The sequence below is a fragment of the Pseudomonas sivasensis genome, from assembly GCF_052938085.1.
This window is the reverse complement of the sequence record NZ_CP176442.1, coordinates 5,442,125-5,460,686: the sequence shown is the minus strand read 5'-3', so window position 1 is coordinate 5,460,686 and position 18,562 is coordinate 5,442,125. Positions and strand designations below refer to the sequence as shown.

Genomic DNA, 18,562 nt, shown 5'->3' with positions numbered 1-18,562 from the left:
GCCCGGCCGATTTTTTCAGAACTTGACCTTGCCATTGTGGCAAGGTCGAGACTGGGTTCAACCTCATCAAAGGAGTTATGTCATGCAAGTATTCAGCGTTGAAGGAATGACCTGCGGCCATTGCGTCCGGGCGGTGACCCAGGCGGTACTGAGTAAGGATTCAAGCGCCAGTGTGAAGGTCGACCTGGCCGCCAAGGAAGTGGGCGTGGAAAGCCGCTTGTCTGCCGAAGAGGTGATCAGCTTGATCACCGAGGAAGGCTACAGCGCCAAGCTCGCCTGATTTTAATAGTTAGCGAGCTATCGTTATGTTCAAGGCATCCAGGCCCGGCTAGACTGTCGGGCTGCCGACTCTCTTGGGTGCCTGATGAACCTTCGCATAATCCTGATTCTGGGTGCCTTGAGCGCCTTTGCGCCGCTGGCGATCGATTTCTACCTGCCGGGCTTCCCGGCGATGGCCACAGCGTTTGCCACCGATGAAAAACACATCCAGCTGACCCTGGCGGTGTACTTCGCCGGTCTGGCCATTGGCCAATTGATCTATGGCCCGCTGGCGGACCGTTTTGGTCGGCGCGGGCCGCTGCTCAGCGGCGTGACCCTGTTTACCCTGGCGTCCTTCGCCTGCGCCTACGCGCCCTCCCTCGATTGGCTGATTGGCGCACGCTTCGTGCAGGCCCTTGGCGGCTGCGCGGGCATGGTGATTTCCCGCGCGGTGGTCAGCGACAAATGCGATGCCGTGGGCTCGGCCAAGGTGTTTTCCCAATTGATGCTGGTGACCGGCCTGGCGCCGATTCTTGCGCCGCTGGCCGGCGGGGTGATGGTCGGGTTGTGGGGCTGGCAGTCGATTTTCCTGGCATTGACGATCTTCAGTGTGATGGCCGCTATCGCCGTGGCATTCGGCTTGCCTGAAACCTTTCCAGCCCATCAGCCACGCCAGCCGTTGTCGGGCTCGTTGCGCCGCTATTTTGGGCTGTTGTCCGACCGGGTTTACCTCGGTTACGCCCTTACCGGCGCGCTGTCGATTGCCGGGATGTTTGCCTACATCGCGGGTTCACCGTTCGTGTTTATCAAACTGTATGGCGTGCCCGCTGAGCATTACGGCTGGGTATTCGGCTCCAACGCCGCTGGCTTCATCCTGGTGGCGCAGCTCAACGCTCGCTTGCTGGCCAAGCGTGGCCCGGCGTTTTTGCTGTCGCGTTCGGTGTGGGTGTATCTGCTGGCGGGTCTGACGCTGCTGGGCATCACGGCGTTGCGCACCGATGCGCTGTGGCCATTGCTGGTGCCGCTGTTTATCTGCATCGCCAGTCTGGGCTGCATTTTGCCCAACACCTCGGCGTGTGCCATGAGCGGGCAGGGCGCTCGGGCAGGCAGTGCGTCGGCATTGCTCGGCTGCATCCAGTTCGGTGTGGCGGCGGGGGCGGCGTCGCTGGTGGGGGTGTTGCACGATGGCACGGCCATGCCAATGGCGATGGTCATCAGCCTGTGCGGTGTATTGGCGGTGACGGTGGCCGTGTCGACCCAACGCCTGCAACGGGCCAGAGCCTTGCAGGCGCAGGGCTGAGAGGCGGGTCAGCCAGCGGCGGAGTGTTGCTGGCTGATTGGAAAACGGTGGGGCGCCTTGATACGCGCTTGCAGGGTATCGGCAAAGGCGCGCGCCTCGGCTTCAGTGTGGAAAGTAATGGCTTTATGGTCCAGACGGACCTCCCACTGGGATTTTGCTAACGCTTTTATCAGGATCTTCATTGCTGACTTCCTCACGTAAAAGAATCGTGGCAAAGGCGGCCAATATAAACCCCGGATACGCTCACAAATATGACAAAGATCAACTCTCTGACTAGCGGTGTCGTCCATTACTCACACGAATAACGGACAACACTGACAGCCGTTGTTTTAGAACCCTTCCAGCACGATCTTGCCCTTGGCCTTGCCGCTTTCCAGCAGTGCATGGGCCCGGCGCAGATTCGCCGCATTGATCACGCCGAAGTGCTCGCCCACCGTGGTTTTCAAGGTGCCGGCGTCGATCAGCTCGGCCACGCGATTGAGTAGGTTGTGCTGTTCAATCATGTCCGGCGTCTCGAACATCGAGCGCGTGTACATAAACTCCCAATGCAGCGACAGGCTCTTGCGCTTGAGTTTGCTCACGTCCAACGCCTTGGGGTCGTCGATCAGTGCCAGCTTGCCTTGGGGTTGCAGCGCTTCGACCAACTGGTCCAGGTGATGCTCGGTTTGGGTCAGGCTGGCGACGTGGGTGACCTGCGGGTGGCCGGCTTGTTTCAACGCTTCACTCAGCGGTTGGCTGTGGTCGATCACCAGGTCGGCGCCGAGGGCCTTGGTCCATTCCTGGGTTTCCGGGCGCGAGGCGGTGCCGATTACTTTCAATCCGGTGAGCTGGCTGGCCAGTTGGGTCAGGATCGAACCCACGCCACCTGCGGCACCAACGATAAGCAGGCTCTGGCCTTCGTCTTCTTTACCTTCATGCACCTGCAGGCGCTCGAATAGCAGTTCCCAGGCGGTGATGGCGGTCAGCGGCAGCGCGGCGGCTTCGGCAAAGCTCAGGCTCTTGGGCATATGGCCGACGATACGCTCGTCCACAGTGTGCAGTTCACTGTTGCCACCTGGGCGTACCAAGGAGCCGGCGTAGAACACCTTGTCGCCGACCTTGAACAGGCTCACGTCACTGCCGACCGCCTTGACCACACCGGCGACGTCCCAGCCCAGCACTTTGGCGGCGCCGTTTTCCGGGGCGACGTTCTGGCGCACCTTGGTGTCCACCGGGTTCACCGAGATGGCTTTGACTTCCACCAGCAGGTCGCGTGGGCCGGCGACGGGCGCCGGCAATTCGATGTCTTGCAGGGATTTTTCATCGGTGATCGGCAGTGATGCGTAGTAGGCAATGGCTTTCATGAGGGCTCCGGAAAAAGGCGGTGATCAGGCGAGAAACTTCAGGCGCTTGAGTTCGAAGTGTTCGAGTACATCAGCGGCCTTGGCGCGAAAACTTTGGATATGTGCGCTTTGGTCATGGTCGGCCAGTGCGGCGTCATCGCTCCAGCGTTCGAGCATGTAGAAAGTCTCGGGGTGTTGCAGGTCTTGGTGCAGGTCGTATTGCTCGCAACCGGCTTCAAGGCGGGTAGGTTCCAGCAGGCCGCGCAGCAGGGTTTCTAGGGTGGCCTGTTGGCCAGGTTTGGCGATCAGCGTGGCGATGACGTTAAAAGCTGTGGGCATATTCAATTCCAGACACGTAATGAACGGGATGGATAGATGATTGGTCATTTCCCCTGAAGATAAAAGCGGCTAAAACAGCACTCTGTTTCAATAATATTTTGATAATGGGTGGGTGGATGCTGCGTTTTGATGATTTGCAGTTGTTTGTGCGCGCTGCGGACTTGGGGAGTTTGTCGGCGGCGGCGCGGGTGATGGACCTGTCGCCTGCCGTGGCCAGCGCGGCGCTCAAGCGTATCGAGCAACAATTGGGCGCGCGCTTGCTGGCCCGTTCCACCCGCAGCCTGCGCCTGACTGCCGAAGGCGAGGGCTTTCTGGAATACGCCCGCGCCTCGTTGAGCTCCCTTGATGAAGGGCGACGTCTTTTGGCCAGCGGTCAGGACCATGTCAGCGGTGTGCTGCAACTGTCGGCGCCCTCGGATTTCGGCCGCAACCAACTGCTGCCGTGGCTGGACGAGTTCCAGCGTGAGTATCCGCAGCTCGCCGTACGCCTGCTGTTGGGTGACCGGATTGCCGACCTGTTCCGCCAGCCGGTGGACATTGCCCTGCGTTATGGTGAGCCCGAGGACTCCAGCCTGATTGCACTGCCCGTCGCGCCGCGCAACGTTCGTGTGCTGTGCGCAGCCCCCAGTTACCTCGCACGCCACGGTGAGCCGCGACACTTGGAGCAATTGGCCCAGCACAATTGCTTGCTGTATATGCTCGGCACCCGAGTGCATGACCACTGGACGTTTCACGACGGCAAGCGCGAAGTCAGCCTGACGGTCAGCGGCGACCGCTTCAGCGACGATGCCGATGTGGTGCGCCGCTGGGCCGTGGCGGGTATGGGCATTGCCTATAAATCCTGGCTGGATGTGAGCACCGACGTGCTGGCTGGACGACTGCGCCTGATCCTGCCGGAACTGCGCGGCGAGCGCACGCCGCTCAATCTGCTGTGTGCCCATCGCGCGCAGTTGAGCAAACCCATCAACCTGCTGCGGGAAATGCTTGTAGCTCGCTGTGCGACATTGACGGCTCAATTGTCGGAGCGATTGGACCTCGTGTAATAGCCTCCGTAACGCAAGGAAATTTCACTCAAAACCCGTCCCTACTCTGGCTGTCAGACGCCACGGAACCCGCCCTTGGCGCACTTATACTCTGGCGCCTACCGCATCAGAAAAGTAATTCGACAGGGAGTGAATCGATGGAAGAAGCACCATGCATTAGTCAGATTGCCAGCTTGCTTGCTGAGCCAAAACGCACAGCCATGCTGTGGTCCTTGATGGACGGCTCGGCGAAGTCGTCGAAGGAACTGGCGGCACTTACCGGTCTACCGTCGGCCTCGGCCAATGCACATCTGGCGCGGCTGACCAGTAGCGGCTTGCTGCGAACCGAAGCGCGGTATGGCAAGCGACTGTTTCGCTTGGCAGACGGCGATGTCAGCGCCGCCATCCATGCCTTGGCCAGTACTACCCTGGCCAGTGCCACACGCAGTGCGCCGGGTGTTTCAACGCAGGTCTTGGTTGCGCCGCCCTCATTACGCCGTGCTCGGCTGTGTCATGGTCATCTTGGTGGCGAGCTGGCGGCGCAGTTGTATGAACGAATGATGGCGGCGAGGTGGATCGAGCGCCATGAGCAACGGCTCGCCGTCACATTCAAGGGCGCGCAGCAAATGGCGGGCCTGGGCATTTTTACCCAAGCATTGGCAATGCCGCTGCTGTGCGATTGTTTTGACTGGAGCCAGCAGCAACCACACCTCGGGGGCGCGCTGGGTGCTGGGTTGTTTCAGTTGTTCCTGCAATCGAACTGGATCAGCCTGGTCAACGAGTCCCAGGCTGTGGTGGTCAACGACGTCGGGCTGGAAGAGATCGCCCGATTGGCCGCGCTGTAGGAGCAGGCGCCGTGGTCACAGGCGCTCACTCCAACATTCGCTCACGTCAGGGCTTTACGAGTCGCGCATCCAGGCTGTTCTGTGCCAGGCGTTTGGCCTGGTCCTGGGTCATGCCCAAGGAGGTGTACAGCGCGTGGAAGTTCTCGGTGACATAACCGCCGAAGTAGGCCGGGTCATCGGAGTTCACGGTCACTTTCACGCCACGCTCAAGCATGTCGAGGATGTTGTGCTGGGCCATGTCGTCGAACACGCAGAGCTTGGTGTTGGACAGCGGGCACACGGTGAGTGGGATCTGCTCGTCGATGATGCGCTGCATCAGGCGTTCGTCTTCGATGGCGCGCACGCCATGGTCGATTCGCTGGATTTTCAGCAGGTCGATGGCTTCCCAGATGTACTCCGGTGGGCCTTCTTCGCCGGCGTGGGCAACGGTGAGGAAGCCTTCATGGCGGGCACGGTCGAACACGCGCTGGAACTTGCTCGGCGGGTGACCCATTTCGGAGCTGTCCAGGCCCACGGCCACGAACGCATCACGGAACGGCAGCGCCTGGTCGAGGGTTTTTTGTGCTTCGTCTTCGCTCAGGTGACGCAGGAAGCTGAGGATCAGCCCGCTGGTGATGCCCAGTTGCTGCTCGCCATCTTTGAGTGCTGCGGCGATACCGTTGAGTACGACTTCGAACGGCACGCCACGGTCGGTGTGGGTTTGCGGGTCGAAGAAGGGTTCGGTGTGGATCACGTTCTGCTCTTTGCAGCGCAGCAGGTAGGCCCAGGTCAGGTCGTAGAAGTCCTGAGACGTGCGCAGCACATCGGCGCCCTTGTAATACAGGTCCAGAAACTCTTGCAGGTTGTTGAACGCGTAGGCCTTGCGCAAGGTTTCGACGTCGTTCCACGGCAGCGCAATCTTGTTGCGCTCGGCCAGGGCGAACAGCAGCTCAGGCTCCAGCGAGCCCTCCAGGTGCAGGTGCAGTTCAGCCTTGGGCAGGGCGTTGAGCCAATCGTACATGTCTAAATTCTCATCAGGTGCAATGGCGGCATTCTACAGGGCATAGCCGAAATAATCGGTAAAACCTGACCGGCAGGAGAGTATTCGTTTTATTCGCGCAAGAGGGTTGTGAACTAAGGTGTAACGAAACGTTAGCAGCGTGGCGCAGTCTGTACCCCATCAATGACTGATTTGCTGTACGAAAAAGGCCCCGAATGCTCACCTCCCTCAAGCAAGAAAAATTCATGCTACTGGCGCTGATTGCCGCCATCGCCGCCTACCCGCTGGAGCACTGGATGCTGCACAGCGGGCAAATAGTCGCGCTGTTGGCAGGCGTGGCGCTGATTGGTTTTATCGTAGTGGCGTCGATGCGCGTGGCCCACCACGCCGAGCAACTGGCGGAGAAAGTTGGCGACCCCTACGGCACCATGATCCTTACCCTGGCCGCCGTGCTGGTGGAAGTGGTGATCCTGGCGATCATGATGAGTAATGAGCCATCGCCCACCCTGGTGCGTGACACTATTTATTCGGCAGTGATGCTGGATATCAACGGCATCCTCGGTCTGGCCGCCTTGATGGGCGGCATCAAGCACGGCGAGCAGTCCTATAACGACGACTCGGCGCGCACCTACAGCGTGATGATCCTCACCGCCATGGGCGTGTCGATGGTGGTGCCGGAATTCATCCCCGAAGCTGACTGGAAAATTTACTCAGCCTTCACCATTGGCGCGATGGTGGTGCTCTACACCTTGTTCCTGCGCATGCAGGTGGGACCGCACAGTTATTTCTTCAGTTACAGCTATCCGGAAAAACGCCGCAAAAAACTGCCGGAAGAGGAGCAAACGCCGCCGGTGAACCTGGTGTTCTCCATCGGCACGTTGGTGTTTGGCGTGATTGTGATTGGCGCGTTGGCCGAGGTGATGTCCAAGACCCTCGACCTGGGTCTGGAAGGCACGGGCGCACCCCCGGTGATTACGGCGATTGTGGTTGCAGCCATTTCGGCGGCGCCGGAAATTCTCACGGCCTTGCGCGCCGCATTGGCCAACCGCATGCAGTCGGTGGTGAATATTGCACTGGGAGCGTCGTTGTCGACGGTGATTTTGACGGTGCCGGTGATGGAGGCCATGGCGCTCTACACTGGCCAGCCTTTCCAGATGGCGATGACGCCGGTGCAAACGGTGATGGTGTTTATCACGCTGATTGTCAGTGCGATCAACCTCAACGATGGCGAAACCAACGCTATCGAAGGGATGACCCATTTTGTGCTGTTTGCGACATTCATCATGTTGTCGCTGCTGGGATTGTAAGAACACCGCAGATAAAAAGCGGGAGGGGTGGTGCGACGAATCGACGTTCCCCTCCCGCATGTTGAACGGTGTTTACTTAGGTCCCTGCGATCAATCGTCGCGCCGCCTGGCTGTGATCGGCGATCAAACGTTTCAGATCCAGGCCCTCGACCTGCCCGTCGATCACTCGCCATTTGCCCGCGACCATCACCCGATCCGCACGATCCGCACCACACAACAGCAGCGCCGAAATCGGATCATGGCTACCGGAGAACCGCAGCTCATCAAGTTTGAACAGCGCCAGATCCGCCTGTTTACCCACGGCCAATTCACCGATATCCGTACGCCCCAGCAACTGCGCCGAACCTTTGGTGGCCCAGCCGAGCACGCCTTCGGGGGTGATCTTTTCTGCGCCATAACGTAGACGCTGGATGTACAGGGCCTGTCGTGCTTCGAGAATCATGTTCGATGCATCATTGGAGGCGGAACCGTCCACGCCCAGGCCGATGGGCGCGCCCGCGGCTAGCAAGTCGAGGGTAGGGCAGATGCCGGACGCCAGGCGCATATTTGAGCTTGGGCAGTGGCAGATACCGGTACCGGCGGCGCCAAGGCGGGCGATCTCATCAGGGTTGAAGTGAATGCCATGTGCCAGCCAAGTGCGTGGGCCGAGCCAGCCCACGCTGTCGAGGTAATCCACGGTGCGCAGGCCGAAGCGTTGCAGGCAGAAATCTTCTTCGTCGAGGGTTTCCGCCAGATGGGTGTGCAGGCGCACGTCTAGGCTGTTGGCCAGTTCGGCGCTGGCACGCATGATTTCCGGTGTGACGGAGAACGGTGAGCAAGGCGCCAGGGCAATCTGGATCTGTGCGCCGTCGCCGCGTTGGTGGTATTCGCGGATCAGGCGCTGGCTGTCGTCGAGGATGACCTGCCCTTGTTGCACGGTCTGTTGCGGCGGGAGGCCACCGTCGGCTTCGCCCAGGCTCATGGAGCCCCGGGTAAGCATGGCGCGCATGCCTAATTCGCGCACCGTATCAACTTGCACGTCGATGGCATTTTCCAGGCCGTCGGGGAACAGGTAGTGGTGGTCGGCGGCGGTGGTGCAGCCCGAGAGCAGCAATTCAGCCAAGGCGACTTTGGTGGCCAGAGCAAGTTTCTCGGGCGTCAGACGCGCCCACACCGGGTACAGCGTTTTCAGCCAGGGGAACAACGGCTGATTGACCACCGGCGCCCAGGCACGGGTGAGGGTTTGGTAAAAATGATGGTGGGTGTTGATCAGGCCGGGCAGGATCACGTGTTCGCGTGCGTCGAACACCTGTCCACAAGGCACAGCGGGCTCTTTTCCCCAGCCCAGCACTTCGGTGATCACACCGTCCTGCTGCACCAGGCCGCCACGGGCATCAAGGCCATTGGCAGTGAAAATCGCGAGGGGGTTTTTTAACCAGATACGGGTCGCAGGCATTGGCCGGCTCCTCTGAATGATGGGTTCAGGTTTGCCAGCTCAGTGTTGCCCTGTCTGCTGATCCAGGGTCGCCGGTTGGGGCGAGGGCGCAGTCTACGCGCGCAGCGTTATCGACGGCAATCAGTCGATAACGCTGCTCGTCGCTTACCAGGCGATGGTGTCGCCTTTGTAGTCCACGAAGTGGTGACCACCTTTGCCGGTGTAGGCATTTACCTGATCCACCAGGCCGCGCACGCTGGTGTCGACATCGATGTGCGCGTTTTCGCCGCCCATGTCGGTCTTCACCCAGCCCGGATGCAGTGACAGAACAGTGAGTGTGTGGTCGCCCAGTTGAGTGATGAAGCTGTTGGTCATGGAGTTCAGCGCGGCCTTGCTGGCCTTGTACAGCGCCAGGTCTGAGCCGTCGGGGATCGTTACGCTGCCCAATACCGAACTCATGAATGCGAGCACGCCGCTGTCTTTGCGGATCTGCCCGACAAAGCGCTGCGCCAGGTTGATCGGCGCCACGGCATTAGTGAAAAACAACTGGCCGACTTCCGCGAGAGTGGCGTGACCGGGCTCCTGGTTGGCCGGACCCTTGACGCCGGCGTTGACGAACAGCAGGTCGAAGGTGCGCTCTTTGAGGCGCTGGGCCAGGGCGATCACGGCTTGCTGATCGTCCATGTCCAGTTTTTCGATCTGCACCGGACCCACCGCTTTAAGGGCATCAGCCTTGCTCGGATCACGCACGGTGGCGGTCACGTCCCAGCCGTCCTGGAGCAATTGCTTGACCAGGCCAAGGCCCAGCCCGCGCGAGGCGCCGATGATCAGTGCGGTTTTTGGCGTAGACATGAAAAGCTTCCTTTAGAGTCGCGGTTCAGGGGGATTCAGCAAATAACAGTAACAGTTTCAGCGTTGCAGCAGGATACGCCCACGGCTCAGGTCGGCGAGTTGGGCTTGGAGCGTGTCGATGTGCGCCTCACCCAGTGCCAGTTGCAACTCCACACCGTTGGCGGTGAAGTTTTCTTCCACCACTAGGCCGCCAAGTTCAGCAACGCGCAGCTTCACCAAGTTCAGCTCGGAGAATCCACAGGCGCAACTCAGTGGTACGCGGCTGATCAGTTCGAGACGCTCGGCATTCTGCAGGCATTTGTTCGCTCCGCCGCCATAGGCACGGGCGAGGCCGCCGGTGCCCAATTGGATGCCGCCGTACCAGCGAATCACCAATACCGCGACTTGATCAAAACCCTGGGCTTCGATGGCGGCGAGAATCGGCCGCCCGGCAGTGCCACCGGGTTCGCCGTCGTCACTGCTGCGGTATTGGTCGGCCAGCTTCCAGGCCCAGCAGTTATGCGTGGCGTTCAGGTCGCTGTGTTGCTCGAAAAAAGCCTGAGCGTCCTGCGGGCTGGTGATCGGGGCGGCGAGGGTGATGAAGCGGCTTTTGCGTATTTCTTCACGAAACTCGCAAAGGCCGGTGAGCGTGAAAGGCATAAGTGACTTCGTCTAGAGGCTCGGCTTGATGCCGCAGCCTTTGAGAATGATGTGGATCAGGTTGGTGCCGGCATCTTCCATATCTTGCTTGGTCAGCTTGGTGCGACCGGTGACGCGGCAGATCTGGGTGGCGAAGTCTGCGTAGTGCTGGGTGCTGCCCCACAGCAGGAAGATCAGGTGCACGGGGTCGATGGGGTCCATCTTGCCGGCGTCGATCCAGGCTTGGAACACTGCCGCCCGGCCACTGAACCACGTGCGGTAATCCTGGCTGAAATATTCGGTGAGGCATTCGCCGCCGCTGATGATCTCCATGGCGAAGATCCGCGAGGCCTGGGGTTGGCGTCGCGAAAACTCCATCTTGGTGCGGATGTAGCGGGAGAGGGCCACGGCAGGGTCGTCCTCGGCGGTCAGCGTGTTGAAGGTGCTGTCCCACAGTTCGAGGATATTGCTGAGCACGGCGATATACAGGCCCAGCTTGTTCGTGAAGTAGTAGTGCAAGTTGGCCTTCGGCAATCCGGCGCTGGCAGCAATAGTGTTCATGCTGGTGCCCTTGTAGCCATGGCGCGCGAATTCATCTTCAGCAGCCTGGAGAATCGCTTGTTCGTTCTTTTGCCGAATGCGGCTGGCGGGCTTACCGGCGTGGTTGCTGTGGGCAGGAACTTCGAGGCTCATGGAGATTACCGTGCTGATCGATAGAGACGACGTGTGCACAGATAACCCACCCTCAAGCCTCAGACAAGTCCCGATGCAATAAAACCCTTAAAGCGGTTCCAAGGTGTCGCTTTCCGGCGCTTGGTTTGCGGCAGTTTCGATCGCCCTGGATTCCGGCAGTAGCAGACACAGTACGATGGCGGTCAGCCCGCCGCTGGTGATGGCGGAGTCGAACAAGTTCTGCACCAGGGTTGGCATCAGGTGAAGCAGATTGGGTTGGGCGGCGATGCCCAGGCCGACACCAAACGACGTGGCGATGATCAGCATGCTGCGTCGGTCCAGCGGCGCCTGGGCGAGGATGCGCACGCCAGCGGCGGCCACACTGCCGAACATCACCAGGGTCGCGCCGCCCAATACGGGTTTGGGGATTTGCTGCAGCACCGCACCAATCAACGGAAACAAACCGAGGCAAAACAGCACCACGCCTATATATAAGCCAACGTAACGGCTGGCCACGCCAGTGAGTTGGATCACGCCATTGTTCTGAGCAAAGGTGGTGTTGGGGAAGGCACTGAAAGTGGCCGCGATCATGCAACTCACGCCATCACCCAGTACGCCTCCCTTGAGTCGGCTTATATAAGAAGGGCCGCTGATGGGCTGGCGGGCGATCATGCAGTTGGCGGTGAGGTCGCCGACGGTCTCGATGCTGCTGATCAGGTAAATCAGCGCGATCGGTAGGAAAGCGCTCCAGTCGAAGTTGAACCCAAAGCGAAACGGAATCGGCAGGCTCACCAGAGGTAAGTCCGGCAGGGCTTGGGGCACGAGTTTGCCGCTGAACCACGCCGCCAGGCTGCCAAGGGCCAGGCCGATAATGATCGCCGAGAGCCGCACCCAGGGCGTGTTGGAACGGTTGAGCAGAATGATCGTCAGCACCACGAACAGGCCCAATGCAAGATTGGTGGGCGCGCCGAAGTCAGGGGCGTTGAAGCCACCGCCGAGGTCGGTAATGCCGACTTTGATCAGGCTGATGCCGATTAGCGTGATGACAATCCCTGTCACCAAAGGCGTGATGACTCGGCGCAGTTGGCCGATAAAACGGCTCAGCACGATCTGCACCGCCGCGCCGAAAAAGCACACGCCGAAGATCATCGCCATGATGTCTTCCGGGCTGCCGCCGCGTTGTTTCACCACGAAGCCTGCCGACAGTACCGCGCCGAGAAAGGCAAAGCTGGTGCCTTGCAGGCAAATCATCCCGGCGCCTATCCCAAATGGCCTACGCGCCTGGATGAATGTGCCGACACCGGACACCATCAACGCCATGCTGATCAGATAGGGCAAATGGGCGGTCAGGCCCAGAGTGGAGCCGATGATCAGTGGCGGAGTGATGATGCCGACAAAAGCGGCCAGCACGTGCTGCAGTGCGGCCAGAAATGCCGGGGCGGGTTTGGGGCGGTCGTTGAGGCCGTAGATCAGGTCGCTGGGGGTGGAGGATTCTGGTGGCATGGCGGGTTAACTCAAGGCGGATGGTCAAGTTCCATCTGTTCTTGCAAAAAGCTGTCCAGTTGCTCAGCTTTTAGCGTAAAGCCTGAGCTAGCGCGTTGTGGCCAGGCTGTCGAGGAAGCTTTCAAGCACCAAATGAGGGCGACGGCCCTTGCGTGTGACCGATGCGAGGCTTAAATCGTAAAAACGCGTAGCCGATTTCAGCGCACGCAGTCGGCCTTGTTGTACCCAGAGGCTGGCGTAGTGGTCGGGCAGGTAGCCGATGTAGCGGCCGGTCAGGATCAGGAACGCCATGCCTTCGCGGTCCGAGGCGCTGGCGGTGCAGTTGAGCGCTTGGTAATGGGCCTGGATTTCGGCAGGCAAACGGAATGTTGGAGCGATGGCGTCCTGGCTGTCGATGCGCTCGTCGCCCAACTGCTTGTCTTCGGCGTAAAACAACGGATGGCCGACTGCGCAATAGAGCAGCGAGCGTTCGCTGTACAGCGGTTGGTACTCCAATCCCGAAAGGGCGCTGGCCTGGGGCACTACGCCCACATGCAAACGACCATCGAGTACGCCTTGTTCGACTTCATTGGGGGCGATCATGCGGATTTGGATCTGCACGTCTGGGCCGCGCTCCTTTAATTGGGCCAAGGCGTGAGTGATGCGCATGTGGGGCAGGGTGACGAGGTTGTCGGTGAGGCCAATGATCAACTCGCCGCGCAAATGCTGGTGCAGACCGTTGACCTCGGTGCGAAAACTTTCCAGTGCACTTAATAGTTGCAGGGCTGACTGATAGACCTCGCGGCCTTCTTCGGTCAGTGAGAACCCTGCGCGGCCACGTTGGCAGAGGCGCAATCCGAGACGCTGTTCAAGGTCGCTCATTTGCTGACTGATGGCCGAGCGCCCGATGCCGAGCACGGTTTCCGCTGCCGAGAAGCCGCCGCATTCCACCACACTCCGGAAGATGCGCAGCAGGCGAATATCAAAGTCGCTCACTTGGGCGAGAGGATCGGGTCGACGGCTGCTCATAGTTTAGTGAAGGCCTGACTGAAGGTTAGAAGAGTTGAATTTCACCGACTTTATCGCCGTGGCAATTTAGCTGCAACAACGCGTTTCAATCCCGACGCGGCCTTTTGCCCTGCGAGGTTTTGCTGATGAACATGCCTGAAAACGCCCCATCGTCCCTGGCCAGCCAACTGAAGTTGGACGCGCACTGGATGCCCTACACGGCCAACCGCAACTTCCAGCGTGACCCGCGCCTGATCGTGGCCGCCGAAGGTAGCTGGTTGACCGATGACAAGGGCCGCAAGGTGTACGACTCGTTGTCTGGCCTGTGGACGTGCGGCGCCGGGCACACACGCAAGGAAATCCAGGAAGCGGTGGCCAAGCAATTGGGTACGTTGGATTACTCCCCTGGCTTCCAGTACGGTCATCCGTTGTCCTTCCAGCTGGCGGAAAAGATTACCGACCTGACCCCAGGCAACCTTAATCATGTGTTCTTCACCGACTCCGGCTCCGAGTGTGCCGATACTGCGGTGAAGATGGTGCGTGCCTACTGGCGCCTGAAGGGCCAAGCCACCAAGACCAAGATGATCGGACGCGCCCGTGGCTATCACGGTGTGAACATCGCGGGCACCAGCCTGGGCGGCGTGAACGGCAACCGTAAGATGTTTGGCCAGGCGATGATGGACGTTGACCATTTGCCGCACACCTTGCTGGCAAGCAATGCCTTCTCCCGCGGCATGCCTGAGCTGGGCGGCATCGCATTGGCCGATGAGTTGCTCAAGCTGATCGAGCTGCATGACGCTTCCAATATCGCGGCAGTGTTTGTCGAACCGATGGCTGGTTCCGCTGGCGTGTTGGTGCCGCCGCAGGGTTATCTCAAGCGCCTGCGAGAGATTTGTGACCAGCACAACATCCTGCTGGTGTTTGACGAAGTGATTACCGGTTTTGGCCGTACCGGCTCGATGTTCGGCGCCGACAGCTTCGGCGTGACTCCGGATCTGATGTGCATCGCCAAACAAGTCACCAATGGCGCGATCCCCATGGGCGCGGTGATTGCCAGCAGCGAGATCTATCAGACCTTTATGAACCAGGCGACGCCTGAGTACGCGGTGGAATTTCCACACGGCTACACCTACTCGGCGCACCCCGTTGCTTGCGCGGCTGGCCTGGCGGCACTCGACCTGTTGCAGAAGGAAAACCTGGTGCAGAGCGTAGCCGAAGTCGCTCCGCACTTTGAGAATGCGCTGCACGGCTTGAAGGGCAGCAAGAACGTGATCGACATTCGCAACTACGGCTTGGCCGGTGCGATCCAGATTGCCCCGCGTGACGGTGATGCCATCGTGCGTCCATTCGAGGCAGGCATGGCTTTGTGGAAGGCAGGTTTCTACGTGCGCTTTGGCGGCGACACCCTGCAGTTCGGGCCAACCTTCAACAGCAAGCCGCAGGATCTGGATCGCCTGTTTGATGCGGTCGGCGAAGTGCTGAACAAGATCGACTGATTTCTCTTTCTATATAGAACAACTTTTCAGGAGCCCTGCATGAGCCTTATCCAGCATTTGATCAACGGTGAGTTGGTCAACGACAGTGGTCGCAGTGCCGACGTGTATAACCCGTCCACCGGCCAGGTGATTCACCAAGTACCGCTGGCCAGCCGTGAAACCATTCAACAAGCGATCGACTCGGCCAAGGCAGCATTCCCGGCGTGGCGTAATACCCCGCCGGCCAAGCGTGCCCAGGTGATGTTTCGTTTCAAGCAGTTGCTGGAACAGAATGAAGCGCGAATCTCGCAGTTGATCAGCGAGGAGCATGGCAAGACCCTGGAAGACGCGGCGGGTGAGTTGAAGCGTGGCATCGAGAACGTTGAGTACGCATGCTCGGCGCCGGAGATTCTGAAGGGCGAGTACAGCCGCAACGTTGGGCCGAACATTGATGCTTGGTCGGACTTCCAGCCGTTGGGCGTGGTAGCGGGTATTACGCCGTTCAACTTCCCGGCGATGGTGCCGCTGTGGATGTATCCGCTGGCAATCGTGTGCGGTAACTGCTTCATCCTGAAGCCTTCGGAGCGTGATCCGAGTTCGACGCTCCTGATTGCGCAACTGTTGCAGGAAGCCGGTCTGCCTAAAGGCGTGCTGAGTGTGGTGCACGGTGATAAGGGCGCGGTTGACGCATTGATTGAGGCGCCGGAAGTCAAAGCGCTGAGTTTTGTGGGGTCGACGCCGATTGCTGAGTACATCTATTCCGAAGCGACCAAGCGCGGCAAGCGCGTGCAGGCGCTGGGCGGGGCGAAGAACCACGCCGTACTGATGCCAGATGCGGACTTGGATAATGCGGTCAGTGCGCTGATGGGCGCGGCGTATGGCTCCTGCGGGGAGCGCTGCATGGCCATCTCTGTGGCCGTCTGCGTAGGTGACCAAGTAGCTGATGCGTTGATCGCCAAGCTGGTGCCGCAGATTAAGGCGCTGAAGATAGGTGCGGGCACGACGTGTGGGCTGGATATGGGGCCGCTGGTAACCGGTCAGGCGCGGGATAAGGTCAGCGGCTACATAGAAGACGGTGTTGCTTCGGGTGCAGAGTTGGTGGTCGATGGCCGTGGGCTAAGTATTACCGGGAATGAAGATGGCTTCTTCCTCGGTGGCAGCCTGTTTGACCGTGTGACGCCTGAGATGCGCATCTATAAGGAGGAGATCTTCGGTCCGGTGTTGTGCGTGGTCCGGGTGAGCAGCCTGGAGGCGGCGATGCAATTGATCAACGACCATGAGTATGGGAACGGTACGTGCATCTTCACCCGTGATGGTGAGGCGGCCCGTCTGTTCTGTGATGAGATTGAAGTGGGTATGGTTGGGGTGAACGTTCCACTGCCAGTTCCGGTGGCTTATCACAGCTTTGGTGGCTGGAAACGATCGCTGTTTGGTGACTTACATGCGTACGGTCCGGATGGCGTGCGTTTTTACACCCGGCGCAAGGCGATTACCCAGCGTTGGCCTCAGCGGGCCAGTCATGAGGCGTCGCAGTTTGCTTTCCCTAGTCTGTAAGGCTCTATGAGCAGAAAGCCGGCCCTTTTGGGCCGGCTTTTTCGTTTCTAGGGCTTTTTTGAGTTATATGGCAAAAATATGAAAAAGAAGGTTGACCACAGATTCTAGGAGCCTATAATTCGCCCCACTTCCGGTGCAGTCGAAACGGAAAACTCCTTGGTAAACAATGAGTTACGCAGTTTTCGGCAGTAGGTTGCTTCAGTTCATCGAAGCCAAAAGGAAGTTGAAAAAGAGGTGTTGACAGCAGCGTGTAACGCTGTAGAATTCGCCTCCCGCTGATGAGAGATCAGAAGCGCAAGTGGTTGAAGTTGTTGAAGAAATCTTCGAAAGCTTCTGAAAATAATCACTTGACAGCAAATGAGGCTGCTGTAGAATGCGCGCCTCGGTTGAGACGAAAGATCTTAACCAACCGCTCTTTAACAACTGAATCAAGCAATTCGTGTGGGTGCTTGTGGAGTCAGACTGATAGTCAACAAGATTATCAGCATCACAAGTTACTCCGCGAGAAATCAAAGATGTAACCAACGATTGCTGAGCCAAGTTTAGGGTTTCTTAAAAACCCAAAGATGTTTGAACTGAAGAGTTTGATCATGGCTCAGATTGAACGCTGGCGGCAGGCCTAACACATGCAAGTCGAGCGGTAGAGAGAAGCTTGCTTCTCTTGAGAGCGGCGGACGGGTGAGTAATGCCTAGGAATCTGCCTGGTAGTGGGGGATAACGTTCGGAAACGGACGCTAATACCGCATACGTCCTACGGGAGAAAGCAGGGGACCTTCGGGCCTTGCGCTATCAGATGAGCCTAGGTCGGATTAGCTAGTTGGTGAGGTAATGGCTCACCAAGGCGACGATCCGTAACTGGTCTGAGAGGATGATCAGTCACACTGGAACTGAGACACGGTCCAGACTCCTACGGGAGGCAGCAGTGGGGAATATTGGACAATGGGCGAAAGCCTGATCCAGCCATGCCGCGTGTGTGAAGAAGGTCTTCGGATTGTAAAGCACTTTAAGTTGGGAGGAAGGGCAGTTACCTAATACGTGATTGTTTTGACGTTACCGACAGAATAAGCACCGGCTAACTCTGTGCCAGCAGCCGCGGTAATACAGAGGGTGCAAGCGTTAATCGGAATTACTGGGCGTAAAGCGCGCGTAGGTGGTTTGTTAAGTTGGATGTGAAATCCCCGGGCTCAACCTGGGAACTGCATTCAAAACTGACTGACTAGAGTATGGTAGAGGGTGGTGGAATTTCCTGTGTAGCGGTGAAATGCGTAGATATAGGAAGGAACACCAGTGGCGAAGGCGACCACCTGGACTGATACTGACACTGAGGTGCGAAAGCGTGGGGAGCAAACAGGATTAGATACCCTGGTAGTCCACGCCGTAAACGATGTCAACTAGCCGTTGGGAGCCTTGAGCTCTTAGTGGCGCAGCTAACGCATTAAGTTGACCGCCTGGGGAGTACGGCCGCAAGGTTAAAACTCAAATGAATTGACGGGGGCCCGCACAAGCGGTGGAGCATGTGGTTTAATTCGAAGCAACGCGAAGAACCTTACCAGGCCTTGACATCCAATGAACTTTCTAGAGATAGATTGGTGCCTTCGGGAACATTGAGACAGGTGCTGCATGGCTGTCGTCAGCTCGTGTCGTGAGATGTTGGGTTAAGTCCCGTAACGAGCGCAACCCTTGTCCTTAGTTACCAGCACGTAATGGTGGGCACTCTAAGGAGACTGCCGGTGACAAACCGGAGGAAGGTGGGGATGACGTCAAGTCATCATGGCCCTTACGGCCTGGGCTACACACGTGCTACAATGGTCGGTACAGAGGGTTGCCAAGCCGCGAGGTGGAGCTAATCCCATAAAACCGATCGTAGTCCGGATCGCAGTCTGCAACTCGACTGCGTGAAGTCGGAATCGCTAGTAATCGCGAATCAGAATGTCGCGGTGAATACGTTCCCGGGCCTTGTACACACCGCCCGTCACACCATGGGAGTGGGTTGCACCAGAAGTAGCTAGTCTAACCTTCGGGAGGACGGTTACCACGGTGTGATTCATGACTGGGGTGAAGTCGTAACAAGGTAGCCGTAGGGGAACCTGCGGCTGGATCACCTCCTTAATCGAC

The 18,562-nt window shown here is 58.8% G+C and carries 17 protein-coding genes and 1 rRNA gene; 8 read left to right on the top strand and 10 right to left on the bottom strand.

Annotation, left to right across the window (positions count from 1 at the left end):
* Positions 1-82: 82 nt before the first annotated feature.
* A complete protein-coding gene (locus ACKZ62_RS25305) occupies positions 83-280 on the top strand; it encodes a heavy-metal-associated domain-containing protein (protein WP_447095989.1) in 198 nt (65 codons plus the stop codon).
* Between the two features lie 84 nt (positions 281-364).
* On the top strand, positions 365-1,558 hold the full coding sequence (locus ACKZ62_RS25300) for a multidrug effflux MFS transporter (protein ID WP_032887112.1): 1,194 nt from the start codon (positions 365-367) through the stop codon (positions 1,556-1,558).
* 8 nt (positions 1,559-1,566) lie between these two features.
* On the opposite strand, the gene ACKZ62_RS25295 is transcribed toward ACKZ62_RS25300, so the two are convergent.
* The 3 genes from ACKZ62_RS25295 to ACKZ62_RS25285 form a co-directional block, all read right to left on the bottom strand.
* Entirely contained in the window at positions 1,567-1,740 is a 174-nt protein-coding gene (locus tag ACKZ62_RS25295; protein ID WP_447095988.1) for a hypothetical protein, read from the bottom strand.
* 147 nt (positions 1,741-1,887) lie between these two features.
* Complete coding sequence (locus ACKZ62_RS25290) at positions 1,888-2,901, bottom strand: zinc-binding alcohol dehydrogenase family protein (protein WP_260367338.1); 1,014 nt, start codon at positions 2,899-2,901, stop codon at positions 1,888-1,890.
* Between the two features lie 24 nt (positions 2,902-2,925).
* A complete protein-coding gene (locus ACKZ62_RS25285; protein ID WP_032887109.1) occupies positions 2,926-3,219 on the bottom strand; it encodes a putative quinol monooxygenase in 294 nt (97 codons plus the stop codon).
* Positions 3,220-3,335: 116 nt separating this feature from the next.
* Between ACKZ62_RS25285 and ACKZ62_RS25280 the strand changes: the two genes are divergently transcribed.
* Together ACKZ62_RS25280 and ACKZ62_RS25275 are read left to right on the top strand one after the other, a co-directional pair.
* A complete protein-coding gene (locus tag ACKZ62_RS25280; RefSeq protein WP_032887108.1) occupies positions 3,336-4,262 on the top strand; it encodes a transcription regulator VimR in 927 nt (308 codons plus the stop codon).
* Between the two features lie 137 nt (positions 4,263-4,399).
* Positions 4,400-5,086: an ArsR/SmtB family transcription factor gene (locus ACKZ62_RS25275; protein ID WP_032887106.1), complete on the top strand. Its 687-nt coding sequence runs from the start codon at positions 4,400-4,402 to the stop codon at positions 5,084-5,086.
* 46 nt (positions 5,087-5,132) lie between these two features.
* Here ACKZ62_RS25275 and ACKZ62_RS25270 read toward each other — a convergent pair whose 3' ends face one another.
* On the bottom strand, positions 5,133-6,086 hold the full coding sequence (locus ACKZ62_RS25270; RefSeq protein WP_032887105.1) for an adenosine deaminase: 954 nt from the start codon (positions 6,084-6,086) through the stop codon (positions 5,133-5,135).
* Positions 6,087-6,280: 194 nt separating this feature from the next.
* Between ACKZ62_RS25270 and ACKZ62_RS25265 the strand changes: the two genes are divergently transcribed.
* Entirely contained in the window at positions 6,281-7,372 is a 1,092-nt protein-coding gene (locus tag ACKZ62_RS25265; protein ID WP_032887104.1) for a calcium:cation antiporter, read from the top strand.
* Between the two features lie 76 nt (positions 7,373-7,448).
* Here the strand turns inward: ACKZ62_RS25265 and ACKZ62_RS25260 are convergent, their stop codons facing one another.
* The 6 genes from ACKZ62_RS25260 to ACKZ62_RS25235 all read right to left on the bottom strand — a co-directional run bounded on the left by ACKZ62_RS25260 (position 7,449) and on the right by ACKZ62_RS25235 (position 13,439).
* Positions 7,449-8,807 (bottom strand): 8-oxoguanine deaminase, encoded by a 1,359-nt coding sequence (locus tag ACKZ62_RS25260; RefSeq protein WP_032887103.1) that lies wholly within the window; start codon positions 8,805-8,807, stop codon positions 7,449-7,451.
* Positions 8,808-8,951: 144 nt separating this feature from the next.
* Positions 8,952-9,638, bottom strand: a complete 687-nt coding sequence (locus ACKZ62_RS25255) for an SDR family oxidoreductase (protein ID WP_032887102.1) — start codon at positions 9,636-9,638, stop codon at positions 8,952-8,954.
* A gap of 57 nt (positions 9,639-9,695) precedes the next feature.
* The gene (locus ACKZ62_RS25250) at positions 9,696-10,277 is read right to left on the bottom strand and encodes an IMPACT family protein (RefSeq protein ID WP_032887101.1); all 582 of its coding nucleotides are present in this window, start codon (positions 10,275-10,277) and stop codon (positions 9,696-9,698) included.
* A gap of 12 nt (positions 10,278-10,289) precedes the next feature.
* Positions 10,290-10,949 (bottom strand): TetR/AcrR family transcriptional regulator, encoded by a 660-nt coding sequence (locus ACKZ62_RS25245; protein WP_032887099.1) that lies wholly within the window; start codon positions 10,947-10,949, stop codon positions 10,290-10,292.
* An 87-nt stretch (positions 10,950-11,036) separates the two neighbouring features.
* Positions 11,037-12,431 (bottom strand): uracil-xanthine permease family protein, encoded by a 1,395-nt coding sequence (locus ACKZ62_RS25240; protein WP_447095987.1) that lies wholly within the window; start codon positions 12,429-12,431, stop codon positions 11,037-11,039.
* An 87-nt stretch (positions 12,432-12,518) separates the two neighbouring features.
* A complete protein-coding gene (locus ACKZ62_RS25235) occupies positions 12,519-13,439 on the bottom strand; it encodes a LysR family transcriptional regulator (RefSeq protein WP_032887097.1) in 921 nt (306 codons plus the stop codon).
* Positions 13,440-13,564: 125 nt separating this feature from the next.
* Here ACKZ62_RS25235 and ACKZ62_RS25230 point away from each other — a divergent pair, with 125 nt between their 5' ends.
* The 3 genes from ACKZ62_RS25230 to ACKZ62_RS25220 all read left to right on the top strand — a co-directional run bounded on the left by ACKZ62_RS25230 (position 13,565) and on the right by ACKZ62_RS25220 (position 18,556).
* The gene (locus ACKZ62_RS25230; protein ID WP_032887096.1) at positions 13,565-14,914 is read left to right on the top strand and encodes an omega-aminotransferase AptA; all 1,350 of its coding nucleotides are present in this window, start codon (positions 13,565-13,567) and stop codon (positions 14,912-14,914) included.
* Positions 14,915-14,953: 39 nt separating this feature from the next.
* On the top strand, positions 14,954-16,447 hold the full coding sequence (locus ACKZ62_RS25225; RefSeq protein WP_032887095.1) for a CoA-acylating methylmalonate-semialdehyde dehydrogenase: 1,494 nt from the start codon (positions 14,954-14,956) through the stop codon (positions 16,445-16,447).
* A 572-nt stretch (positions 16,448-17,019) separates the two neighbouring features.
* Positions 17,020-18,556, top strand: a 16S ribosomal RNA gene (locus tag ACKZ62_RS25220).
* Positions 18,557-18,562 lie beyond the last annotated feature (6 nt).